This is a genomic window from Bifidobacterium sp. M0353 (assembly GCF_016100645.1).
In the GTDB taxonomy this organism is placed as follows: domain Bacteria; phylum Actinomycetota; class Actinomycetes; order Actinomycetales; family Bifidobacteriaceae; genus Bombiscardovia; species Bombiscardovia choladohabitans.
In genome coordinates this window covers 11,811-36,404 of the sequence record NZ_JACFSB010000003.1, presented here as the reverse complement: position 1 = coordinate 36,404, position 24,594 = coordinate 11,811, and the positions used below count along the sequence as shown (strand labels likewise).

The following is a 24,594-nucleotide window of genomic DNA, read 5'->3' as shown; positions in this document are numbered from 1 at the left end:
ACCAAGCCATCCAATAAGACAGACAATCAAGCCACACACACAGTACGCTTCGACCCGGCCGACGGCAGCAAGCCAACACAGTCAACCGTGAAAACCGGCACGCTCATCTTGCCTCCTGAAAAGAATCCTGTACGTGAGGGCTTCCGATTCGACGGATGGACTCGCAGCGGGCAGCCTTTCGACTTCCGGACCCCCATCCTTAAGGACACCACCCTGAAAGCCCAGTGGACAAAGATAACGGACTGGACGCTGAGCCCGGACCACGGGCCCGCCTCCGGCACCCGGCTGACCATCAGCCCGCCCGACAGGCAGGAACCTCAATTCGCCGGCATCCACACGGCAGGCGAGCAGACTGCCGGCCTGACCGGCGACGGCCGCATCTACACCTGGAAGCAGGACAGCACACCAAAACAGGTGCCTTTCCCCGCCCAGGCTCCCGACGGGTTCCGCTACCAGCAGGTTGCAGCCGGCGGCCGCCGGCAGGCGGCTCTCGGATCCGACCAGCGGATCTACACCTGGGCCAGCGGACAAGCGACGCCCACCATCCTCGACACCAGCCGGAACACCCAATTCACCAGCATCAGCATCAAAGATGACTTCCTGCTCGCAATAGACCGGCAGGGACAGGTACACGCCTATCAGGCCAGTGATGACGACAGCAAGAACCTGAACCCGAAATTCACAGAACAAGCCACAACCAGCCTGCCGGTTCAGGCGCGGGCCGTCCTAGCCGTCGCCTCCGGCAGCCAGGCTCTCATCGTGGACGCGGACGGACAAGCCTGGACCTGGGATGCGAGCAAGACCGGCAACGCCAAGCCCGAACGCGTCAAGCAGGACCCGGGCATGCGCTTCACTCAAGCCCAAACCCTCAGCAGAGGATTCCTTCTCCTGGGTTCACAGGGACAGCTCCGGTATCTGGCCGACAGCGCAACCAGTTCCACAGCCGTCGGACTGCCGGACGGCGCGCAGGCCAGCCAGATCACCTGCAACGACAACCAGGCCATCATCACAGGCACGGACGGTCGCGCCTGGGCCTGGAAGCCCGGCAAGACGCCCATCCGCGCCGACAAGGGGAACCAGCAGTACATGCAGGCCACAGCTGCCGGCAGCAGGGTCACGGCCATCAGCAGGCAGGGCGACATGCTCACGTGGAGCCTGGACGGGCAGGACCAGCCCGGCAAGCCAGCCAGGCTCGACACCGCCACAGCGTCCATCCTGGAATCAGCCAGCATGGACGGCCAAGCATTGACGCTCAGCAGGAACAACGACTCCTGGCAGGCGGACATGCCCGTCCGCAAGCCCGGACAAGCAACTATTCTCATCACAGGCAGGCAGGACGATAAACCTTTCACCAGGAGCCTCAGGTACACGGTCGACCAGCCGCTGACCAGAGACGACCAGCAGGATTCCACCTACACGGTCCATTTCAACACGGGCGAAGGTGGCCCGACCCCCCTGGACCAGAGCATCCAGCCGGTCTACGGCAGAGTTCAGCGGCCCACGACCGACCCGACGCGCCAAGGCTACCAGTTCGACGGGTGGTTCACTGGGGAGGTCGCCTACGACTTCAGCAGGCCCGTCACCGGCAACCTCACTCTCACCGCCAAATGGACACCCATTAAACAGAACAGCACGTGGAGCATCAGCCCTAATAAGGGCAGCCAGCTGGGCGGGGAATCCACCACCATCACCCCGCCAGACAGCGCCAGCCGGGGCATCAGATTCAGCCAAATCAGCGGATCAGAAAATGAGGACGGTGGTTTTTCATTGGCTGTGGGCAGCGACGGGAATGCCTACGCCTGGGGATACAACAACAACGGCCAGCTCGGCGACGGAACTACAAGCACCAGACAGACCACGCCGGTCATGGTGAGGAAACCTGCAGGCGCGCCGGCGGATTTCACCTACGTGCAGGTCAGCGCCGGATACGATCATTCGCTGGCCCTGGGCAGCGACGGGAACGCCTACGCCTGGGGAGACAACACCTATGGCCAGCTCGGCGACGGAACGAGAACCGACAAGAATACGCCGGTCAGGGTGAAGACGCCTGACCGCAAGACGTACCCGGACCTGCCAGCGGATTTCACCTACATACAGGTCAGCGCCGGAAACTGGTATTCCCTGGCTCTGGGCAGCGACGGGAACACCTACGCCTGGGGAGACAACGGCTATGGCCAGCTCGGCGACGGAACGGGCGGCAGCCAGAAAACGCCGGTCAGGGTGAAGACGCCCGACCGCAAGACGTACCCGGACCTGCCAGCGGATTTCACCTACATACAGGTCAGCGCCGGAGGCGATCATTCGCTGGCCCTGGGCAGCGACGGGAACGCCTACGCCTGGGGAGACAACGGCTATGGCCAGCTCGGCGACGGAACGAGAACCGACCACACGGCGCCGGTCAAAGTGGGAAAGCCTGAACGCACGTCTACGGACTTCACCTACGTGCAGGTCAGCGCCGGAGGCCAGCATTCCTTGGCCCTGAGCAGCGACGGGAACGCCTATGCCTGGGGATGGAACGGCGGTGGCCAGCTCGGCGACGGAACAAAAACCAGCTGGACTACGCCTGTCATAGTGGAGAAGCCCGCGGACTTCACCTACGTGCAGGTCAGCGCCGGAGGCGATCATTCGCTGGCCTTGGGCAGCAACGGATACGCCTACACCTGGGGATGCAACTTGCGTGGCCAGCTCGGCAACAGCACCAGCGGGAACTATGCGAATTCGTCTGTTCCTGTGCTTGTGCGCGACCCCACCAACCTCACCGACAAGAGCCAAGGACTGAAAGCCGCACAGGTCAGCGCCGGATACCATCATTCGCTGGCCTTGGGCAGCAACGGCAACGCCTACGCCTGGGGATACAACTACTATGGCCAGCTTGGCAACGGCACCATCTACCAATCGAGTGTTCCTGTGCCGGTGTCGTTCAACCTGCAGCTGGCAATCACCGGCGTCAGGTTCGACCAGACCCCCGCATCAGGCCTGGCGCACGGCGACGGCAGCAGCGTGACCGTGACCACGCCCGCACATTTGCCGGGCACGGTCACGGTCAGCGTCGCCTATACGCTGGGCGGCGCACCCCAAACGCCGGACACCTCCCTCAGGTACACGTACCTGCCAGCAGGCGTGCTCCCAAGGGCCGGCGGGCAGGGCATCCTGCTCGCCCTCGCCACCGGCATGACCGGCATGGGCGGGGTCCTCGCCTCGCGCCGCCACCGGCAGGAAACACGCCGACTGGTTCACGCTTCGCACGAGTAAGAGCGGCCGGGCGGCGTATCAATCCCCCCGCCCCCGGCCCATCAAGGGGGAGCAGGGAGGAACGTGCCACTTTAGGCTCAAACCCCAAGAGAGCCGACACATCCTCCCGCGCCCCCACCACACTTCCGCAGCCAGGAACCGAGGGCAGGCATGCACGCCCCCGCTCCGCCTGAAAGAGAGGAGGAAGCACGGCCAGGCCGGCCAAGGGCAGAAACCCACAGCCAGCCCGGCCGCTGTTTACTCATCCCGTCAGCCATGAGTTCCACCGACACTGGATCTGGCTGTCATAGTCATTGCGCGATGATAGGGTTGTATCACTGTACAAAGATGCAGAAGCGAATGACATGCACCGTCTGTTGGGGAGACAGTCGGCAGAGTTCTTGGGAGGCTCTGTAAATGGCATTATCGAATATTCCCCACTGTACTTCGCACGAGTAAGGCCGGGTTCCCATCACTGCAATCCGGCGAACTGGCGGCTGTGCCCATCCCAACCGAGCACGGCCGTCATCTACTTCTAAACGGCGGAAAGATACCCGTCGTAGCGCTCGGGCCTGTCCGAAAACTCCAGGCCAGCCGGCTGATACCAGGAGTATCGGCGTGCGCCGCCGTCGTCAGTCCAAATTTCAGGGCAGTCGTTGACCAGCCAGTCCGAGGGGATGGCATGGGCGCCGCCGGTCGAGGCCAAGGCCAAGGCCTGCCCGAGCTGGTTCTCCTGATCGGCGGTCAGACCGCCGGGACGGGCTGAGAAGAAGAGCGGGGTGCCGGTCCGCGCCAAGAGATCCATCCACTGGCGGTTGAGCTCCCAGTCGATTGAGTCAGATATGCCCACGCAGTCGGCGTCGGTGGCGTAGAAGCTCCCGTTCTGGGGCAAGCGGAAGGCCAGGGTGTTGACCCCGATCTGCCTGGTCCGCTCCCACTGCAGGCCGCTGGTCAGGCTCCGGTCGTAGAAGTGCCAGCCATCCTGGCTGGGCAATGTCCTGGCGAATCTAGTCCAGGGCCTGCGGGCGCTGTCTCCCTGTCGGCATTGGTGGTCAGCGTGATCCAGTCCGGCTCTCCCAGGCTAAGGCTGGTTGGGTTCATGATTCAGTGCTCCTCCATCCCTGTGGTGTGACTGATGGCGGCGGGTCAGACCCGGACCAGGTCGATCAGACGGATGGTCTCGGGCTGGCAGCGGGGCATGCGGATGCCCACGCGCTCCAGATAGGTGCCGGTGACCTCGGCGGTGCCCAGCGGACCGGTCGGATCCAAGTGCTCCAGCGAGGCCCTGGGCTTGGCAGGATCGGTCCAGGTCGGGAATACGTAGATAAACACCACGATTATGCAGGGATTCGTCCAACTGGACGTGGACCAGGATGGCACGGCTGCGGCCGGGGGCCATTACGCCATGAGCCAGGACCGAAAGGAGTGGTCTGGGTCGGAGGATTGGTCAGGATGTAGCAGGATAGAGCGTAATCATTCCATATTGTCGAGCCGATCATGATGACGACGGTCACCGCTTGCACCACGAAGGCGGCGGACTGTGTAGACCGTGGATAGCATCAGCAATTTTCCATCAACGTAATTCAGAGGCTTACACCAGAAAAGGCACCGACATCATCGCCACAAAGGCATTGACGTCAGCGCCTTCTCAGAATCTGTTCAGGCTCAGACCCAGGGTCAGGCTCCGATCAGATCCAGCATTTCAGGGACGGACTTCTTGCCGAACTCCACGGTCTCCTGGCCGTCCTTGCGGATTACGATGCAGGGGACGCTCATGACCTGGTACTGGTCCTTGAGCTCGGGGAAGTGGGCCAGGTCGTAGGCCTCGGCGCGCACCTTGCCGTTCTGGGCCGCCACCCGCTGGGCGGACAGGACCGTGGTCGGGCACATGGTGCAGGTCAGGGAGACCAGCATCATCACGTCCACCTGGTCCTTGATGGCATCGATACGGTCCGAGGTGGGCTGATCCACCTGCTGGCCGGGGCCCGCCGCATTGTAGAGGGCCAGGACGAAGGAGTTGAACTCGTGGCCGCTGGGCACGCCATGGAAGGCCAACCCGGTCGGCTGGGAGACGCCCTGGTCATCCACGCGGCAGATGCGCACGCTGGGGCGGGCATCGGGCAGGTCGCCGGCCGGATCATAGTCCTTGCCATCCTCGTCCGTGCGGGAGTCGACCCTGGAGGTCAGCTTGCCATCGGAGAGCCCGACCAGCTCGTCCACGAAGGCTTCCAGCTCCTTGGAGACCTGGCTGCCGTCCAGATCCAGGGCCAACTCCAGCTTTCCGGTCATCTTGCCGAAGACCATGTCCAGCTGCTTGCGGATGTCCGGCCCGAAGAAGCCGGAGGTCTTGGCCGGGGCCTGGTCGTGCTCCTGGGCCACAGGCGCGGGCGAGGTGCCCGAGGCCAGGGCGGAATTCTCGGCCTGCCGCTCGGAGCGGGCGTAGGGGGAATCCTCGGGACGCGGCGGCACCAGGCCGGTCTTGTCCGACATATTGGAGGCGTAGCGCTCCAGCTCCACGGCGGCCACAGCACCATCGGAGGTGGCGGTGATGACCTGGCGCAGGTTCTTGACCCGCAGATCCCCGGCGGCGTAGATGCCCGGCACCGAGGTCTCCAGGTAGCCGTGGGTCAGCACGTAACCGTGGTCGTCCAGATCCACCACGCCCTTGAGCATGCCGGTCTGAGGTACGTAGCCAGCGAAGACGAAGACGCCGAAGGTGCCGCCGTCCTGGGGCTTCCAGGTGGTGGTCTGCCCGCTCTTGCGGTCCAAAATGGTGGCCTCGACCAGCCCGCCGGGGCCTGCGGAGACACCCTTGAGCTCTGTGGAGTAGTGAATCTCGATCTTGTCGTTGTCCCGGGCCTCGTCAGCCACGGCAGCGTCGCAGGTGAAGTCCTCCTCGCGCACCAGCAGGGTCACCTTGGTGGCGTACTTGGTCAGGAAGACCGACTCCTCGGCTGCCGCGAACCCGCCGCCGACCACCAGGACCTCGCGCCCGGTGAAGAACTCGCCATCGCAGGTGGCGCAGTAGGCCACACCGCGGCCCGCGTACTCCTGCTCGCCCTGGAAGCCTATCTTGCGGGGGCTGGCGCCGGTGGCGATCAGGATGCCGAAGGTGCGCAGGTCGCCCCGGGAGGTGTGGACCACCTTGATGTCGCCCTGGGCCTCGATGCCGGTGGCCTCGGCGCTCATGAACTCGGCTCCGAAGTTCTGGGCCTGCTGACGCATGGTCTCGGTCAGCTTGCGGCCGTCGGTGCTGGCCACGCCCGGGTAGTTGACCACGTCGGCCGTGATGGTGATCTGGCCGCCGAAGTCGTCCTTCTCCAGGATCAGGGTGCGATACCGCGCCCGGGCCAGGTAGAGTCCTGCGCTCAGGCCTGCAGGGCCGCCGCCGATGACGACCACGTCATAAAGATTCTTGTCTTCCGTCATGAATGCCTCTTCCGAAGGAATGCACGGATGTGCTGGTTTTGGATGCTGGTCGTGAATACAGAAAAGGGAACCCGCCCTGGTCGCTTCCGATCGGCGAGTTCCCGATGTTGGCAGCTGCGGATCAGAGCTGGCCGACCAGATCCAGGCTGGGCTCGATGGTGTCCTCGCCGGGCTCCCACTTGGCAGGGCAGACCTGATCGCCGTGCTCGTAGACGAACTGGGAGGCCTGGACGCGGCGCAGCAGCTCGTCGGCGTTACGGCCCACGTTGGAGGAGATGACCTCGTAGGCCACGACCTTGCCCTCAGGGGTCAGAATGAAGTCGCCGCGCTCGGCCTTGCCCTCGGCCTCGTTGTAGGTCTGCAGGTCCTTGGCCAGGGTTGCGGTCGGATCGGCCAGCATGGGGTACTGGACCTTGGCGATCTTCTCGTTGGCCTCGTGCCAGGCCTTGTGGACGAACTCGGTGTCGCAGGAGACGGAGTAGATCTCGCAGCCGATCTTCTTGAAGTCCTCGTACTTGCTGGCCAGATCCTCCAGCTCGGTGGGGCAGACGAAGCTGAAGTCCGCAGGGTAGAAGAAGAGCAGGGACCAGTGGCCCAGCAGATCCTTCTTGGAGACCGGGAAGGTCTTGTTGTCCTGGTAGGCCTGCGTGGTGAACTCAGTCAATTCGTGCTGAAGCTGTGACATGAAAAAAATCCTTTCGGGAGCGTTGGGAACGTCGGCCTGAAGCCGAACCTGTCTCCGTATTTCATGCTAGTCAGGTAGCGCTGTATGGGGAAGACCGAGGTTCGCCGCTGGGGTGTGACATAGGGCACATGGGGCGTCCATACCCTAGCATTGGAGGCATGGCATTATGGCTGAACATCCTGCTCATTCTCTTCTTCCTCCTGCTCGGTTCCGTCTTCTCGGGGACTGAACTGGCGCTGGTCTCCCTGCGAGGCTCGCAGCTGGAGCAGATGGAGCAGCAGGACGCGCGCGGCGCCCGGGTGGCCCGCATCGCCCGCGACCCCAACACCTTTCTTTCCGCCGTGCAGATCGGCGTGACGCTGACGGGCTTCCTCTCGGCCTCCTTCGGCGCATCATCCATCGCCCCCTACGTGGTGCCCGTCCTGACCGGGTGGGGCGTACACGAGGGTCTGGCCAGCACCCTGACCACGGTAATCCTGACCCTGATCATCTCCTACTGCTCCATCGTCATCTCCGAACTGGTGCCCAAGCGAATCGCCATGCAGCGCACCGAGGCCATCGCCAGGGCCGTCGTTCCGGCCATCGACGTCTTCACCACCCTGTGCAGGCCGCTGATCTGGCTGATCGGCAAGAACACCGACCTCATCGTGCGAATCCTGGGCTTCGACCCCCAGCAGACCGACACCGAGGTCAGCGACGACGAGCTGCGGATGCTGGTCTCATCCAACACCAACCTGAGCAAGGACGAGCGGATGATCCTGGGCGACGTCTTCGATGCCTCCGAGACCAGCGTGGCCGAGGTCATGCGCCCCAGGGCCGACGTAGTCTTCATCGCCGGGGACATGCCGCTGCAGGAGGCGGTCGAATTCGTGCACGACGAGCCCTACTCGCGCTACCCGGTGACCGGACGCGACTTCGACGACGTGTTGGGCTTCGTCCACGTGCGCGACCTGATGGACGTGCGCAATCCCCAGGCCAAGACCGTGGCCGACGTGACCAGGCCCGGCATCGCCTTGCCCGGCACCTCCAAGCTCCTGCCCAGCCTGGAGAAGCTGCGCAAGAAGGGCATCCACCTGGCCGTGGTCATCGACGAGTACGGGGGCACCGACGGCATTGTCACCCTGGAGGACATGACCGAGGAGCTGGTGGGCGACATCCGCGACGAGTACGACCTGCCAGAGGAGCAGAACCCGGCCCATCCCCAGGCGACCGCCTTCGTCAACGGGGTGGCCACGGTCGACGGCGGCATGACCATCGAGGACTTCGCCGACCTGACCGGGATCGAGCTGGAGGATGGCCCCTACGAGACCCTGGCCGGCTACTTCCTGGCCCAGACCGGACGGATGGGGCAGGTGGGCGACGTGATCCACTCCGACGACGGGTATGACATGGTGGTGACCAAGGTGGACGGTCGGCGCATCGAGACCATCGAGGTCAGGCGGCGGCAGGAGGCCGAGGACCAGGCTGGCGATGATGACGATGGAGACGATGCTGCGACCGAAGCCTAGCCATCCTCTAGCCTGTGCTCAGTTGGCAGTCAGCCGGTGACCGGCCACACGTCAGTCAAGGAAAAGTGACTGTCAGCGTAGCCGATGGTACGTGAATGATTTCACTGGTTGATTCCCGCAAAATCCAAGCGTTTCCTTGCTTTTTCCTCTAGTCTGGAAGTACATGGTCGGGCTGACCCGACCGCAGGCATAATTTCATATTTAAGGAGCGATTATGGCATTGAACTTTACCGTACCGGGACTCGACGAAGCGACCAGCGAAAAGGTCATCGCCATCCTGCAGAGCCGTCTGAGCCAGGAACAGGAGACTGCCCTGATCCTCAAGCATGCCCATTGGAACATGAAGGGCAAGGAATTCATCGGCATCCACGAGATGATGGACCCCGAGGTCGATTCGGTGCTGAACATGGCCGACGAGACCGCCGAGCGCATCGCCACCCTGGGCGGCTCCCCCGCCGGACGGCCCGACGACATCATGAAGAACCGCGACTGGGATGGCATCACCATGACCGGGCGCCAGGATGCCCTGGACTACCTGAAGGCCCTGGACACCTACTACACCACCTTCATCAAGCGCGACCGCGAGGCCATCAAGGAACTGGACGACCTGGACATCGTCAGCTCCAACATTCTGCAGGACCATGTGCAGGAGCTGGAGCACTTCCAGTGGTTCATGCGCAGCCATCTGTTCTGAGTTTATTGAGTTGCTGAGTTACTGAGTTCTGAGAGCTCATCACCGCCCTCGATAGGCGGTATGCCAGCGGCCCTGCATCGCGAAAGGTGCGGGGCCGCCGGCATTTTCTCTAACCGAGATAGCCTGCTGGGATTCAGGATAGAATTGACACTTGGGAGACGGTCGGGCGCTGCCTCACGCCGGGAAGACTGGTCGGCCATGGAAGACCGAACCCTACCCGCCCGACCAGGAGCATCATGCCGCCCACGCCTACATTCCCAGCATTCTCTGTCAATCCACGTCGTCAGGATTACGACGATTCGAATTCGCAACAGAATCTCAAACCTTTCAATCCCAGGCAGTCGGGCCTCCAACCATCAGACCCCCAACTGAATTCCGGACCGTCGGATTCCAAGCCATCGAATGCCCGACCATCAAATCCACAGCGCGGGCAAGGCGGATCTGACAGGGGCCGGCACAACCGACTCCATCCTTCAACCTTCTTCGCCGCTCTGTCATCGTTTGCTGAGAACAATCGGATCACCGGGCTATTCATGATGGCCTGTGCCTTGGCCGGGCTGATCCTGGCCAATCTGCCAGAGACCGGGCCGGGGCTGAACGCTCTTGCCGCTTGGATCCCTCTGGACCTACCCGGTGGACTGAACCTGTCCCTCAAGGACTGGATACAGGACGGGCTGCTGACCATATTCTTCCTGACCATGGGTCTTGACCTGCGCCAGGAGGCTGCCACGGGCACTCTGCGCGACCACAGGCAGGTCATGCTGCCCATGCTGGCCGCTCTGGGCGGCGTGGCCGTTCCGATTCTGATCTACTGCCTGTTCAACCTGGGCTCCCCCGCTGGTTTGCGTGGCTGGGCTGTCCCAACGGCCACCGATGTGGCCTTCTCCCTGGCGGCTCTGCAACTGCTCCTGCCCAAGGCCGGGCCCGCCCTGCAGGCCTTTTTGATGACCCTGGCCATCTTCGACGATCTGATCGGCGTCCTGCTGATCGCTCTGGGCTACTCCAGCGCGGTTCAACCCGGCTGGCTGCTTGTCTGCCTGGTCGGTCTCGTGGTCTGGGCGTTGCTGATCCGGGCAGCGAGCCGTTCCGCCCGGCTCTGGCGACCCTTGGTGCCTCTCTGCTTGTTGGGTGCCCTTGCGGGCGGTCTACTGGCCTGGTACAGCCTCTTCAAGGCCGGAATCCACCCGGTGCTGGCGGGAGTGGCGATGGGCCTGTTGACACCTGTCGCCAGGTCACACGAGGCTGAACCATCCGCAACAGAATCTACCGGGGCCAATCCAGCCGGGACCGAGACAACAGGGATTGGACCGAGCCACGTCCAGGCATCATCGCCTGCCGAACAGTTGGATCGCCTGCTGACACCCTTGAGCGCCCTGGTGGTTCTGCCCGTGTTCGCCTTCTTCTCGCTGTCCATCTCCCTGGATCAGCTGGGACCCGGACTGCTGACGGACCGGGTCTTTTGGGGCGCCACGCTGGGACTGGCTTTGGGCAAGCCCTTGGGGATCATGACCATGGTGATCCTGGCAAGTCATCTGGGGCTGCGACGGCCTGCCGGCTCCACGACGGGAAACATGATTGGCCTCTGCCAGCTCTGCGGAATCGGCTTCACCATGTCCTTCCTGATCGCCAACCTGGCCTTCGCCGGATCCCCGCACCTGGAGTCAGCCCTGCTGGGCGTGCTGGCAGGGTCGGTCCTGTCCGTGCTCATCGTGGCCGTGGGCACTATCCCCGGTCGACTGGGTTCCGCCAGGTGCACATAGGCTCAGCTGCCAAGACCCAACCTCTGCCAGACCCGGTTCCCGCCGGAATCAACCTGCCAAACTCGGTTTTTGACAGAAACAGTTTTGACGGCATCGGTCCCTTACCAGGCTCAGCTGCGACGGTAAAGCTTGGTGTAGGAGCCCTCGGCACGGGGACGGACCACGATCTGGTCGATGTCCACAGTGTCGGGCTGCTCCAAGGCCCAGGTGACGCAGCCTGCGATGTCGTCGGCGGTCAGCGGGTCGGGCACACCGGCGTAGACCGCGTCAGCCCGGTCGCTATCACCGCCGAACCGCTTCAGGGAGAATTCGTCGGTGTGGACCAGGCCCGGGGCAATGTCGACCACGCGCACTGGCTCGCCGATCAGTTCCAACCGCAGAATACGGGCCATGACCCGTTCTGCCGCCTTGGAGGCGCAGTATCCGCCGCCGCCCTCGTAGGGCTCGATGCCTGCCGTGGAGGAGATGACCAGGACCGTGCCCTCCGACTCTTTCAGGGCCGGGAGCAGCTTCTGGATGACTCGCAGGGTGCCGATGACGTTCAGCTCGTACATGCCGCGCCAATCGTCCAGGCTGGAGGTAGCCACCGGATCCTTGCCGAAGGCCGCGCCGGCGCAGTTGACCAGAGCTTTGACCGGACCGCCCTTGAGCACGGCATCGACGGCCGCCTGGGTGGAGTCCTCGTCGGTCACATCGCAGACCTCATAGGTGAAGTTCTCACCCAGCTGGTCAGCCAGAGCCTTGAGCTTGTCCTCGCGCCGGGCCAAGCCGACCACCTTCCAGCCCTTGTCCACCAAGGCCCGAGCACTGGCCTGGCCGATGCCGCTGGAGGCACCGGTCACCACGGCACGCTTGATCGTCTTCTTGGATTCCGTCATTTCATCCGCTCCTTCATGATCATTTGCCCCGGATCGGCTCCACACGCACCTCCAGGCTACAGGGAGCCTGCCTGACTGCTGCAGGATCGCCCCTCTTCCTTAACGCTAGCGCACCAGCATGGGCTGCGACAGCCTTCCATCGGTCTTCGATGACAAATGTGGCGCGTTAAACCAGGCTCGAGCAGAGTCAGAACGAATCAATGGCAGATTAGTTGAATCTGAATAGATCAAAGCCAGATCGGGCTGAATCAGACCGCATAGTCAGGTTAGATCATGATAGACAGGACAATCAAAAATCAATCCAACTTCGCACCAGATGGTCTAGCTAGGGTTCAATCACGAAATCTTCGGCACGGATGATGCCGCAGGTTCGTAATTTACAAGCTCCCAGTTCACAAGTTCCGGACTCATGAGGAGTGTATGACTCCAAGAGTCATGAATCTAGAAGTCATGGATTTCGAAGTCATAACTTCAGACGTCTAAGCTTCGTGGGTCACAAAGCCAGATAGCGGTTGAGTCGACGACGGCGCTCGGTCCAGTCAGGCATATAGCGATCCATCCGCGCGCGGAAGCCGGGGCCGTGACCATGCTCATAGAGGTGAGTCAGCTCGTGAACCAGCACATACTCCAGCAGGTCAGGATCCAGCCAGGCCAGGTCGGTGTTGAGCCGGATGCTGGCAGTGGCGGGGGTGCAGGACCCCCAGCGGGTTTTCATCTTCCGCAGACTGATGCGCTCGGGCCGACGACCCACCACGGGGACCCAGCGATCCAGCAGAGTCGGCAGCCTCTCCTGGAGAATTCTCTTGGCTTCGGCCTCGGATCGTCCTGGCTGCAACTGACCATCGGCTCCGGGTTGGGCGTAGGCATCGCGTGAACGGGCCAGACGTTCTCTAGTGGTTGCGATCCAGCGGTGCTTGCCGCCGATAAAGGCACGAATCTGGTCGTCGCTCAGGGCCAGAGGCGCTGTCACTTCCAGATGGCCGTCAGGCGGCTTGACCCGCAGATAGACGTTGGCGATCCGCTTCCTGATGACCAGAACCGTCTCACCACCGACCTCCAGCTGCTCTGACCGTACTGGTTCCGCACGCCGTTTCCGCCTCATGACTCCCATTCTTCCGCCAAGACGCGACGCGACGCCGCCGAGATTGACTTGAGGGGACACTATGGTAAGCTATCCATTTGTGTGATTCTTCGGTCACACGGCATGGGCCTGTAGCTCAGCTGGTTAGAGCGCATCCCTGATAAGGATGAGGTCGGAGGTTCAAGTCCTCCCAGGCCCACGCATTTCTTGCGCGGTTGAAGTTCTTTTCACATTCACGGGGCTATGGCGCAGCTGGTAGCGCATCTGCTTTGCAAGCAGAGGGTCGCCGGTTCGAATCCGGCTAGCTCCACTTTGAAAGTGTGAGTTTATTAAGTTTCTAAGGCCACGTATTTGTCATAACTTTATTGATTCATGCGACTGCTCATGATTACCAGAGGCTTAAATCTATTCACGTTGCCTGTCACCATTGGGAGAAACTCAACCTGGTCTTCTCTATGCCACCTGCCCATATGTCTGAGAGTCACAATTGTATATAGCTAGACTATTGCCTGTAATTTGCTGAGCAACAGCAGGCTTTGAAACTTGTCAGACTAATTCTGATTATATTAAATCTAGTTTTGTCTAAACTTTGTATGTTTGTATGGCAACAACAGCCGTCCGTATATCGCAAATATCCATCGCCGGTTCGTTATCGGGATAAACCTATCACCTCGATCTTTATACAAAATGTTTAATCTCAATTAATTCATAAGTTCCTTGATAATTGTCAAAACCATAATTGTTGTCTAAGCTCGACGATCTTTCCTTATGCGCTCTGCCCCCAAGTGATGTAAAACGATAGCGGAGCAATTCACATATGTGAACAATTCTAGGATCTCTATCTTCAACCTTTACTATAAGTGAAACGAGCTTACGAGCAGTGCAATGGGAACCGCGGAGAATAGACTGCAAATGCTATAAACCGCTTCACCTCAAGCAAAAGTAATTTATATAACTTCCAATTTAGGAGGAGATCATCGCTCTAGCTACATCAATAACACGCCAACGATATTACAATCTCGGAGTATCATTTTTATGTGACCGTCCACAAGCCCGAATAGATAAGGACAGGTCTTCCAACAAATTTACAGAGGTTAATATCGCTTCACCTTGATTCAACTTCATTATTTGGCTAATCGTATTGTCGCTGACATAATTCTGAATAGTACCCAGCTCCCTAGCATTTGTAAGCCGATGGATTATCAATGTACCAACTTGGCCGAGCAACTCAGATGACACATCGTTGGGATTCTGCGTCGTAAGAAACAGAAAGATACCTTTCTTCCTGCCTTCACGCGCAATAGATGTCAACCCTGAATAAAATGAATTCTGATCAGTCGTTCTTTTGGCATATCTATGAACTTCATCTATAAAAATCACATAAGGGTATCCCTTTTCGTTTCGCCTATTCAACAGATAGTTACTGATTAAATCAACAACCATGCCGCCGATTCCGTCAGTTGTCCCAATTTTGGAAGCGTTGATATACAGGGAGGTTTTTGGCTTATCAGCAAATTTATCGAGTTCGCTGAACAAGTCTTTCCACCGCTTACCAGTACTGGAATTTCTGAAGAATTTTTTAAATGAAGTGTTATCAAACTGATTCAGTATTTTTTCGCGTAGCCATTCGTAATTATTGATACGGAAAGTGCTCCGCGTATATTTTCCTTTCTCTGCACCCTTCGTGCCCTCTTCGACCGCTTCCTCGGTAATTTGTTCTGGTAGAAGGTTGACGTTAAAGCTGGTGTCTTCTTTTCCCACCTTAGACAGATCATTCTGAACTTCTGTAATTATTCTCCCCTGCTTGATGAATGGACCAGAACATCTAAATTTGGCTTGATAACGCAACGAGCGTATAGCGTCAGACAAAGTACCTTGTTGCGTATTTTCATTGCAGTCGAAAATCATCGACCAGTCTAGAACCGACAAACTGCCCGAATCCACCACGGTGTTACAGCCAAGAGTTAACTTCTCCATCTTGTCATCTTTGGTGAATGAGTCCTCATACTCTCCAGTAGGATCTATTAAGAGCACTTTCTTATGAGCGTTGACCAACCAATCAAGAACTGACAAAGCCGTGGTCGACTTCCCTGAATTGGTAGTTCCGACAACCATGAGATGTCTATCAAAAAGAGTCTGAGGAGAGACTAATCGTAATGCCTCATCTTGAAAACACGACAAGTAAGCAAACGAGTTGGCACCATCTTCGGTGTCGGGCTCATCATAAGAATCTTCCTCATTAGTGTGCAACTCCATTGAAGAAACAAAATGTTCAATGAGTGGCCCATTGGCTAGATACACTTTTTCAGTGACTCCTGGCCTCAAAAATCCAGGAAGCCTGAATGACTTATCACTATTCCCTTCGAGGCCAAGAATGTCTACGATAGCTTCTGCATACACCTGTTCTTTGTGACTTTCGTCAGACAGAAATTCACGCGATACACCGATTGGTATTCTGTTCTGTACAACTTGGCCGAAATAAATCCCCGATACCGAATCGATGACTACATAGTAGTTGATTGTATTGGGTACTAAGTCTGACTGCCTTAACAAGCGATGCGTCAGCAGAGACAAATTATCTATTTGTATAGTAACTTCACGCGAAGAGACCTGAACAACCGTTCCGAGATAAAAATTCTTTTTGTCTAGGTTCTGTATCTGTTGAAGACCGGAATATCCGTGGCCAGCACGGTTGCTGTAATAATCATCAAGCATTTTCGTCCATCTTTAAATACGTAGGCAAATCGTCATTGAGAGCTGCTCTTAGAAAAGCGACCCTATATCCTTCATCAATAAGTTGCTTCAGTTTGCCAAGATTAGAGGATTCGTCAGAATCAATCGAATAATTTGTGAACAACATTGACAAGCCATCGTTGTGTCTTAATGCATCATTCACCATCTCAAAAATATGTGTATCGCCAAAACTGAAGCCTACTGTGACAAGTAAAGTCCTAGGCCGGTTGAGCAATTCTCTAAACTTGTAGAATAAATCTGAATAAGGTGCACGATAACTCTGCTCATATTTATTTGTGCTTGGAAATATTAATAAAGGCGAATCGAGATTTTCTAATTTTGAAACCCTCCTGACTGTTCTAACTTTGTCATCTTTTTTCCAGGTAAGGGAACCGTGAATTTTCAAAAGGTTCATTACTTTTTTGTCATATATTACTTCTCGCGTCTTGAGGTTCGGCACATCCTTAACAAGATTCCAGTCAAACATCTTTGCGTCAAAAACTGGCGTATCACTAAAGGTAAATCCATCAAAAACGGTGTAGCTGCCCTTAGCTGCAGCTTCTTCGATCAGCGTGTCATAATTCGTCGTTACTATCGACAGTTTATTTCCGTCACTTACCTTACGGTTAAAGAAATTGATCAGGGCGAGGTGCTTCATACATTGATCATCAAAACCATACTTCGTTTTATCAACAATAATCTTTCGAATTTGTTTTAAGGTTACTGTATAGTTCTCACTATTATCTTCGGGAACGAACTCTTCAGCTTTTTCGAATTGCGATAATATCGATTCTAAATCATTATCATCAGGAGATGGCAACCCGTTCGGGAATGCTAGCTGTTTCATATAATCCATGGAATAAAATCCGGAACCAGAAGCGGAGAGTTCGTCGTCAATAGCTTTAAGGATGCCTGACATTGGCAATCCATAACTGTCATTCGGCGTGGCATCGCCAGAACCTGAGTCATCTTTTTTCTTTTTGGGAACAATAGATGCGCCAGCCCCCAGCAACAGAACCACTTGATCGAAATGCGGACGCAGAAAGTCAGCTACTTTAGTTGCTATTTCCCCTTGAAAATCCGACCAGCCGTATTTATCATCATTAGATTGAGAGAGATCCGAAGAATTACTTAAAGCGATATTGGGCTGAGGCACACGCAACAATCGATTATTTTCCTTATAAACTTCGGCAGTTCCAGAATCGAAAGAGCAGCATTTCGTCAGAGTTGTATTTCCTGAAATAAAGTAGGGCTCTTCATTCGACACTTTGGCTGAATCCTTGCTGAGCTTGCCCGTCATAGTTCCCCCTTGCAGCGGTCGTCTAACTATAGGTATTACTCGAAATAGCCGGTAACCACAAATTTCCAGACAACTGCTAGGCTATCCTTTTAATAATTATGGTCGGAGTAGAGCAAGAATGATTTCAGAATGTCAAGTTTACGAGAAGGATGCGAGAATCCGATATAGATGCAGCACTAAGATAACGGGCTAGTCCGCCCTGACTTTCCCGTGTGTTTTTAGCAAAAGAATCAAAGCCGCTTCTTACAAAGCAGCCGAATCCAGTAATTAGGCATCAGGCTTCTGCTTTCCCCAAATCTCAGGTTCACACTGCCCCAACTTGGCTACATACTTTGATCTACATAATATTCAAGAACGTTGCCTTCAAGACTGGCAATAAAATCATATTATATGATTAAGTAGAAAACCTATAACAGGCCTATGCAAGATAATGCCGACTAAGCTTCTGAAGTTCAACTTCGACTATTGCTAAATGCTTCAATACTGGTTCATACACGCGTCTTATCGGACTCGGTACTTGCAGCCATTCCACAATTGAGATACCCGCGTTAGATGCAATTAATGAAAAGAACCCAGAATAATTAACATAGGCACCCATTCATCACTGAAGTGACCTGCACCAGCCCAGATTACTATGATTAAACATACAGCAATGATCAGGAATTCGTACCGACACCATCCTCTCGCTGTTTACATAAAGTCAGGAAGGAATAAGCTTGCTATTTTGCAGCGTTAGCAGACGGTCAACCCGGGCAAGGACCGAGGGCCGGTGGGAGACGATCAGGCAGGTGCGGTCGCCTTTCCGCTCGATCAGCCTGGTCAGAACCCGACCCTCCAAGAGAGCATCCATATTACTGGTGGGCTCATCCAAAAGCATGAATGGTGCCGAGCTCAAAAAGGCACGAGCCAAGGCCACCCGCTGCCGTTGTCCCTCGGACAGATCGGAGCCGTTGTCGGCAAGCAAGTGATCCAATCCATCGGGCAGCTGGTCGATCAAATCATCCAGGCAGGCATCATGTGCCGCCTGCTCAATATCCGCCCTGCCGGCATCGGGCCGGGCCAAGGCGATGTTATCCGCCAGAGTGAGACTGAATATATAAGTGTCCTGGCTCACCAGAGTCTGTTGGGCGCGCAAGTCGGCGGTGCGAATGGTTTCTATAGGTAGGCCAGAGACGGTCAGATCACCGCCGCTACGCTCCTGGAAACGCATCAGCAAGTCAATCAAGGTGGACTTGCCAACCCCGTTAGCGCCTTGGATGCCAATCAGTTCGCCATGCTTGATGGAAAGATCCAGACCCTCCAAAACCGAAGTCCGGCCGCCAGAGCCACGCGGATCGTCTGTACCTGGGTGAGTCTTGCCAGCGTAAGAGAAGGAAACCGCCTTGGCCTCCTCTCCGGTGAACTCCGTCAGGGGATTCCCATGATTAGATTCCACCTCACGTACAGGCAGCTCCTTGTCCAAAAGAGAGAAGACCCGCCGAGCAGCAGCCAGGGTAGGCTGCAGGCCGGCGCCTAGCCGGGCCACAGGTATCAAGGGAGCGAAGGAGGAAAGGAAGCCGACCAGTCCGATCATTCCCCGTGCAGGATCAACCAATCCTGCCGAACCTAGATGGCAGGCCATCAAAGTGAAGGCTCCAACGCAGATCAGAGTGACCACGTTGGTGACCATATCGTTGGTGATGGTCCGCCCAGAGGTGCGCCCCCGGGCATTCAGCATCTGATCCGTGGCAGCTCCCACCCGGCGACGGGTGTTACCGAGGGCGCCCAGCCCCGCCAGCTCGGTGCGGCCCTGCAGGGTCTCCAGAAGCAGGGAGTGCAGGCTGGCCTGGGCCGTCCGCTCCTGCATGGCCACCTTGAAAGTGGGCCTAGCGCTCAGGATGGGGATGAGCAGGCCAACGATCAGGTAGGAGACCAGGGCGGCAAGTCCCATCCAGGGTGAGAGCCAGGTGAGCAGGGCCAAATTGGTCAGAGAGGTCACCAGGGCGATGGCGATGGGCGAAAGCGTATGGGCGTAGAAGATCTCGAGCAGCTCGATGTCGTTGGTGATCACTGTCACCATGTCTCCGCGCGCTTGGTCTCGCAAACCGGCCGGGGCCAGGGACCGCATCTTGTCGAAGACCGTCGTGCGGATGTCACGAAGCATGCTGAAAGCCATCTCATGGTTGTAGTACTGCTCCCCATAGGCCATAACCCCTCGGCTGAGAGCAGTCAGAACCGCCACCAGAGCCCAGACGACCCACTGGCCACTCAGCGGCGGCCAGTCCATGACCAGACCGATCAGGGCCGCAGCGGCAGCCATCATGCTCCAGACTGCAAAGAGATGACCCACACTGCCGCAGAGGATGGCATTGCCCTCCGTACCAGCCAGAGGCTTCATCAGCTGGGCCATACGGCGCATCATCGCCAGGTTGCTCGTCGTCTGCTGCTGCATGTTGTCACTCCCCGTCCTCATACTGAGCCTGCTCCTTCCACTGAGCGGCAAATCCGCCTCCGGCATCCATCAGTTCGCGGAAGCCGCCGCTCTCCGCAAGACGACCTCCCTGCAGGAAGAGGATGGAATCGGCATTGCGGACCCCAGCCAGGCGGTGGGTAATGGTCAGAACCAGAGACTCCTTGCCCAGCGCATCCATCAGAGCAGCCAAGGTAGCATCATGCTCGCGATCCACGGCGCTGGTGGCCTCATCGAAGATATAGACGGGAGAACGCCGCAGAAGCCCGCGGGCAATGGATAGGCGCTGGCGCTGCCCACCGGAGAGGTTGCCTCCTTCAGGATCGATGTGAGCGTCCAGCCCGCCCTTGCTTTGGACCAGACCGGTCAGACCGACCTGATCCAGCGCGTCCAACAGCTCCCAATCCGAGTAGCCCAGTCCGGCCGGGTCCAGATTCGACCTGATGGTTCCGGTGAAGAGATGGTCGGTTCCCCGAACCACAGTCTGCAGGCCGACCAGGTCCTGGCGCGACAGGTCGCTGATCTGGCGCCCGCCAATGGTCAGCTCTCCGGCATACCCCTGAAGGCGCCCGGACAGCAGACCCGCCAAGGTGCTCTTGCCGGAGCCCGAGGCACCGACTAAGCCCACATGCCCCTTGGCCGGCAGATCGAAGTTCAGGTCAGTCAGGGCCTGGAAACCGTCAGGATAGGTGTAGGTCAAATCGCGAGCGCTGATGCCTAGCGAATCATCGCCAGACATATCCGCCTGATCTGCCTGCTTCGAAGCGGATTCCGAGTCAGACTCCCGAACTGCTTCCTCAGAAGTTTCGAGACTCGCATCCGGAGCCGTCTCCGAACCCGTACTCTTGCGCGACTCAGCAGTCGTCCCTGGAGCCGCCGACTTACCGTCGCTCCCCTGCCGCGCTTGGAGAATATCGTCGATGGCCTTGCCCTGCTTGATGGCGACCATGCCGGAATGCATCATGTAGACCAGCTGGCGCTCAGGTGCAAAGAGCCGGACCCCAGCCAGGGCGACAACCAAACAGGACAGCACTCGAGAGGGTCCGCCCTGCCCGATCAGGACAGTGGCCACGACCGCCAGAATGAGGCTGGTGTAGATGACCACGTCGGCCTTGATCAGCGAGCGCAGCTGCCCGCCAAGGACCCCCATGGTTATCCGGCGGAACCCTTCGGACTCCTCGGCCAGATCGTCGGCCTGCCGCTGGTCTGCCCCGAAAATCTTCAAGGTGTTGAGCCCCCTCAGGGCATGCTCGAAGTGGACTCCGACCTTGTCATACTTACGCAGTTGGCCCAGCTGAATCTTGATGTTCTCGCCCATAGTGGGCTTGGAAACCAGGGGCAGGGCCACCATGCCAATCACGACAATCCCCGCAGCCAAAGGGCTGACAGGCAGGAGGACGGCCAGGGTCACGACCAGCATCAGGGCGGTCTGGACCAGCGCCGGAATATAAGCCGTGAAGTAGGAGACGACCGACTTGACCCCTTCGGTCGAAAGCCTAGCCAGGGTCTGCGCCGGAACGCCCAGGTCGTCCTTCTGCGCATTGGGGTCGAACACGGATAGATACAGGGCCTGGGAGAGCGCCTTGCCCATCCCATCGGCCAGCCGGGCACTGACGGACTTGGTGACCACCTGGGTCAGGAGCCGAACCAGGATCAGCCCACCTATCAAGGCCGCCAGAGGTCCGGGCCGACCGGGCACCCAGGCAAGGGCATGGGGAACAGGCAGGCCAAGGGAACGGCCCACGGCCACGATGGCTACCGGCAGGAGGAGCACCTCCGCCAGCGCGCCAATCGTCTGCAGGAGGGCCAGCAGGAGGCTGGCGCCCATCCTGGCTCCCGGTAGATGAAGTAGTCGCTTGCTGATCATGCCTGTCCTCCGTGCCGCCTTTCTGATACGCCTCTCTCAGTGGACACTAACAAAATCCTCGCGCGGCAGGCAATACTCTTATTGTGAAGCACTGGCAAGAGACATAAAAAAATATCATTTACTTTCCCTCCCGGCCCTCCTAAACTTGACGGCACAACCTGCAATCGGCGGATATGGCCTAGGGCCGAGCGACCGCCACCCAGATGGGAGCGATCCTTTATGAAAGCACTGAAGACAAAAGACCTGGTCAACGTCGGCATTTTCACGGCCCTCTACTTCGTCAGTATGGCGGTGGGCAACTTCATCACCGTCTTCCTGGCTGGCCTGGTCATGCCCGGCCTGTCCTCCCTCTTCATCCCCGCTGTGGTGGGGCTGGTCTCAGGCCCGGTCTACATGCTGATGATCCGCCGCGTACCCAGGTTCGGGGCCATCACCATCGTCGGCGTCATCATGGGCCTCTTCCTGCTGGTCTTCGGCCACTTCGCCCTCTCCTTCATCCCCTACGCCTTCTGCGGCCTGCTGGCTGACCTGGTTCAGTCCTCGCTCGGGGAGAGCCGTCCCAACCTGGCCCGCTACCTGAGCTACGTCATCCTCACCTTCGGCTGCACCGGCCCCGTACTTCCCCTCTGGTTCATGAAGGACGCCTACGTGGCCAGCCTGGTCCGCCGCGGCAAGAGCCAGGAGTACATCGACGGAGTCTTCGCGCCCATCACCGGAGCCACCTTCCTGGTCTGCATCCTGGCCACCCTGGTCGGCGCCCTGCTCGGGGCATGGATAGGCGCCCGGATCGTCGACCGGCATTTCAACCGGATACCCGCCAAGCAATGAGGCCCATCTCCATCTACACCAGATTCCTGCTGGTCATCTTCGCCAACGCCCTGATCTTCGTCACCCTCCCCACTCCGCTGGTCCTGGCCATCAACATCTACTTCTGTAGCTTCCAGGTCATCGTGGGCAAGGTCAGGAAGGGCCAGGCCTGGCTTCTGGTCTGCCTGGTCTTCGCCCTGGGCGCCTCCCTGGCCATGGTCTTCCCCGAGAACCTGCCGGGACATTACCTGCTCTTCCTCTTCGTCGGCGTGGGCAGGGTCCTCCCCCTGGTGCTGGTTGCGGCCTTCATGATGGGCACCACCAAGGTCTCGGAGCTGGTCTACCTGCTGCGCAAGATCCACGCCCCCCAGTGGCTGGTCATCCCCGTCAGCGTCCTCTTCCGCTTCTTCCCGACCGTCAGGCACGACTATGCCCAAATCAGACGAGCCATGAAATTCAGGGGAATCGCCGTCACCACCGGCGACATGGTCCGGCATCCGATGCGAACCATGGAGTACATCTACGTCCCCCTGCTCAACAACGCCACCAACGTGGCCTCCGACCTGACCTCGGCCGCCCTGACCAGGGGGATCGGCGACCCCGGGCCCAAGACCTCCATCCAACGGATCGCCTTCACCGGACTGGATGCGCTCATGTGCGCCCTGGGTCTGGTTCTTATGGGATGTGGAGCCTATGTTGCAATGTTCCAGGCTTAGCTTCACCTACGAAGGCGCCAGCCAGCCTTCCCTCCAGGAGGTCTCCTGCCGGATGGGCCAGGGACGGCTGACCGTGGTCACCGGACCGAGCGGTTGCGGCAAGACCACCCTGTCCAGGGTCATCAACGGCCTGATTCCCGAACTCTACGAGGGCAAGCTGGAGGGAGAGTGCCTGATCGGGGGTGAACCCACCACGGCCCGTCCCATCTACCGGCTTTCGGAGCAGGTGGGGTCGGTCTTCCAGAACCCCAAAACCCAGTTCTTCACCACCGACGTCCGCAGCGAGCTGGCCTTCCCCCTGGAGAACACCGGGGCCCAGCCGGAGGCCATCCGGGAGCGTATAGACCAGGTGGCCGACCTCTTCGGCATAGCGCCGCTCATGGACCGGGACATCTTCTCCCTGTCCGGGGGCGAGAAGCAGATGATCGCCATCGCCTCCTCCTGCATGATGGACCCGGAGATTTTGGTCCTGGACGAGCCCTCCGGAAATCTGGACGTGGAAGCGGTGGCCAGCCTGGCGCAGATTCTGGGCCGCTTGAAGGACCGGGGCCTGACCATGGTCCTGATCGAGCACCGCCTCTACTACCTGGACGGCCTGGCCGACGACTTCCTGGTCATGGAGGACGGCAGGCTGACGGAGCACCTGACTCCGGCCGCCATGAGGGGGCTGGATGGCCCAAGCCGCCAGGCCATGGGGCTGCGGGCCCTGAATCTGGACGCGACCGAGAATGCGAGCGCCCCAGCCAGGGTCACTACCGAGAAGACCCCCGACCTCTTGCGGGTCAGGAACCTGACCTATGCCTACCACCACGACCAGGATCCTGCCCTGGATGTGGACGACCTGACCCTGTCCAGCGAGGACATCACCGGCATCATCGGCCGCAACGGTGCCGGCAAGAGCACCTTCGCCTCCGTCCTGACCGGGCTGCTCAAGCCTGGCGACAGGTCGGAAATCAGCCTGAATGGGACCAGGCAGACCAGCAGGGAGCGCGTCGAGGACTCCTACATGGTCTTTCAGGATGTCAACTATCAGCTCTTCAGCGAGACCGTGGAGGGCGAAATGCTTCTTGGGGCCAGGCGAACCGACCTGTTCGAGGAAGTGGCGCGAAAGCTGGACCTGGAGCGGCTCCTGGGCCGGCACCCCAACACCCTCTCCGGCGGGGAGAAGCAGCGGGTGGCCATTGCGGCCGCCATACTGTCTGGCAAGCGCCTGGTGGTTCTGGACGAACCCACCAGCGGCCTGGATCTGCTCCACATGAACCAGGTGACCGGGATGATCCGCTACATGCGCTCCCTGGGGGTCATGGTGATCGTCATCTCACACGACCAGGAGTTCCTGGCCCAGACCTGCCAGCGGTTCATCACCTTCCGCCAGGGCAGACCGGTCAGGGACAGCCGCAAACTGGGCAACCTCCTGCAAGCCCTCTGAATCTCCGAACCCTTGCAAGGTCGGCGA

Annotated in this window: 17 protein-coding genes and 2 tRNA genes; 9 read left to right on the top strand and 10 right to left on the bottom strand. The window is 58.8% G+C overall.

Annotation, left to right across the window (positions count from 1 at the left end):
* The first annotated feature begins 87 nt into the window (after positions 1 to 87).
* Complete coding sequence (locus H3V04_RS08330; RefSeq protein WP_373564718.1) at positions 88 to 3,252, top strand: InlB B-repeat-containing protein; 3,165 nt, start codon at positions 88 to 90, stop codon at positions 3,250 to 3,252.
* A gap of 514 nt (positions 3,253 to 3,766) precedes the next feature.
* On the opposite strand, the gene H3V04_RS08325 is transcribed toward H3V04_RS08330, so the two are convergent.
* The 4 genes from H3V04_RS08325 to H3V04_RS08310 all read right to left on the bottom strand — a co-directional run bounded on the left by H3V04_RS08325 (position 3,767) and on the right by H3V04_RS08310 (position 7,345).
* Positions 3,767 to 4,225 (bottom strand): hypothetical protein, encoded by a 459-nt coding sequence (locus tag H3V04_RS08325; protein ID WP_198188071.1) that lies wholly within the window; start codon positions 4,223 to 4,225, stop codon positions 3,767 to 3,769.
* A gap of 152 nt (positions 4,226 to 4,377) precedes the next feature.
* Positions 4,378 to 4,563, bottom strand: coding sequence for a hypothetical protein (locus H3V04_RS08320; RefSeq protein WP_198177050.1), 186 nt, complete (start codon positions 4,561 to 4,563; stop codon positions 4,378 to 4,380).
* A gap of 345 nt (positions 4,564 to 4,908) precedes the next feature.
* Positions 4,909 to 6,660 carry an FAD-dependent oxidoreductase gene (locus tag H3V04_RS08315; RefSeq protein ID WP_198188070.1) on the bottom strand — a complete coding sequence of 584 codons (1,752 nt, stop codon included), beginning with the start codon at positions 6,658 to 6,660 and terminating at the stop codon, positions 4,909 to 4,911.
* A 121-nt stretch (positions 6,661 to 6,781) separates the two neighbouring features.
* On the bottom strand, positions 6,782 to 7,345 hold the full coding sequence (locus H3V04_RS08310) for a peroxiredoxin (RefSeq protein ID WP_015021096.1): 564 nt from the start codon (positions 7,343 to 7,345) through the stop codon (positions 6,782 to 6,784).
* A gap of 158 nt (positions 7,346 to 7,503) precedes the next feature.
* Between H3V04_RS08310 and H3V04_RS08305 the strand changes: the two genes are divergently transcribed.
* The 3 genes from H3V04_RS08305 to H3V04_RS08295 all read left to right on the top strand — a co-directional run bounded on the left by H3V04_RS08305 (position 7,504) and on the right by H3V04_RS08295 (position 11,307).
* On the top strand, positions 7,504 to 8,853 hold the full coding sequence (locus tag H3V04_RS08305; protein WP_198188067.1) for a hemolysin family protein: 1,350 nt from the start codon (positions 7,504 to 7,506) through the stop codon (positions 8,851 to 8,853).
* Positions 8,854 to 9,067: 214 nt separating this feature from the next.
* On the top strand, positions 9,068 to 9,547 hold the full coding sequence (locus H3V04_RS08300) for a Dps family protein (RefSeq protein WP_015021094.1): 480 nt from the start codon (positions 9,068 to 9,070) through the stop codon (positions 9,545 to 9,547).
* Positions 9,548 to 9,783: 236 nt separating this feature from the next.
* Complete coding sequence (locus tag H3V04_RS08295) at positions 9,784 to 11,307, top strand: Na+/H+ antiporter NhaA (RefSeq protein ID WP_269748881.1); 1,524 nt, start codon at positions 9,784 to 9,786, stop codon at positions 11,305 to 11,307.
* 110 nt (positions 11,308 to 11,417) lie between these two features.
* On the opposite strand, the gene H3V04_RS08290 is transcribed toward H3V04_RS08295, so the two are convergent.
* Positions 11,418 to 12,185, bottom strand: coding sequence for an SDR family oxidoreductase (locus H3V04_RS08290; protein ID WP_198188064.1), 768 nt, complete (start codon positions 12,183 to 12,185; stop codon positions 11,418 to 11,420).
* Between the two features lie 493 nt (positions 12,186 to 12,678).
* On the bottom strand, positions 12,679 to 13,287 hold the full coding sequence (locus H3V04_RS08285; protein ID WP_198188062.1) for a M48 family metallopeptidase: 609 nt from the start codon (positions 13,285 to 13,287) through the stop codon (positions 12,679 to 12,681).
* A 104-nt stretch (positions 13,288 to 13,391) separates the two neighbouring features.
* On the opposite strand from H3V04_RS08285, the gene H3V04_RS08280 reads away from it, so the two are divergent.
* Positions 13,392 to 13,465 (top strand) — tRNA-Ile (locus tag H3V04_RS08280).
* Positions 13,466 to 13,503: 38 nt separating this feature from the next.
* Positions 13,504 to 13,576: transfer RNA gene (locus tag H3V04_RS08275), tRNA-Ala, on the top strand.
* 701 nt (positions 13,577 to 14,277) lie between these two features.
* Here the strand turns inward: H3V04_RS08275 and H3V04_RS08270 are convergent.
* The 4 genes from H3V04_RS08270 to H3V04_RS08255 form a co-directional block, all read right to left on the bottom strand.
* Positions 14,278 to 15,981, bottom strand: coding sequence for an ATP-binding protein (locus tag H3V04_RS08270; protein WP_198188060.1), 1,704 nt, complete (start codon positions 15,979 to 15,981; stop codon positions 14,278 to 14,280).
* Positions 15,974 to 17,299, bottom strand: a complete 1,326-nt coding sequence (locus tag H3V04_RS08265) for an SIR2 family protein (protein ID WP_198188058.1) — start codon at positions 17,297 to 17,299, stop codon at positions 15,974 to 15,976. The genes H3V04_RS08270 and H3V04_RS08265 overlap by 8 nt, the downstream gene beginning before the upstream one ends.
* Before the next feature lie 700 nt (positions 17,300 to 17,999).
* Positions 18,000 to 19,751 (bottom strand): amino acid ABC transporter ATP-binding/permease protein, encoded by a 1,752-nt coding sequence (locus tag H3V04_RS08260; RefSeq protein WP_198188056.1) that lies wholly within the window; start codon positions 19,749 to 19,751, stop codon positions 18,000 to 18,002.
* Positions 19,735 to 21,615: an ABC transporter ATP-binding protein/permease gene (locus H3V04_RS08255; protein ID WP_198188054.1), complete on the bottom strand. Its 1,881-nt coding sequence runs from the start codon at positions 21,613 to 21,615 to the stop codon at positions 19,735 to 19,737. The genes H3V04_RS08260 and H3V04_RS08255 overlap by 17 nt, the downstream gene beginning before the upstream one ends.
* A gap of 219 nt (positions 21,616 to 21,834) precedes the next feature.
* On the opposite strand from H3V04_RS08255, the gene H3V04_RS08250 reads away from it, so the two are divergent.
* Genes H3V04_RS08250 through H3V04_RS08240 form a run of 3 tightly spaced genes read left to right on the top strand, consistent with a single transcriptional unit; the run spans position 21,835 to position 24,567 of the window.
* The gene (locus tag H3V04_RS08250; RefSeq protein ID WP_045934821.1) at positions 21,835 to 22,443 is read left to right on the top strand and encodes an MptD family putative ECF transporter S component; all 609 of its coding nucleotides are present in this window, start codon (positions 21,835 to 21,837) and stop codon (positions 22,441 to 22,443) included.
* Positions 22,440 to 23,138 (top strand): energy-coupling factor transporter transmembrane component T, encoded by a 699-nt coding sequence (locus H3V04_RS08245; protein WP_198188052.1) that lies wholly within the window; start codon positions 22,440 to 22,442, stop codon positions 23,136 to 23,138. The genes H3V04_RS08250 and H3V04_RS08245 overlap by 4 nt, the downstream gene beginning before the upstream one ends.
* Complete coding sequence (locus tag H3V04_RS08240; protein ID WP_198188051.1) at positions 23,116 to 24,567, top strand: ABC transporter ATP-binding protein; 1,452 nt, start codon at positions 23,116 to 23,118, stop codon at positions 24,565 to 24,567. Before H3V04_RS08245 ends, H3V04_RS08240 begins: the two co-directional genes overlap by 23 nt.
* Positions 24,568 to 24,594 lie beyond the last annotated feature (27 nt).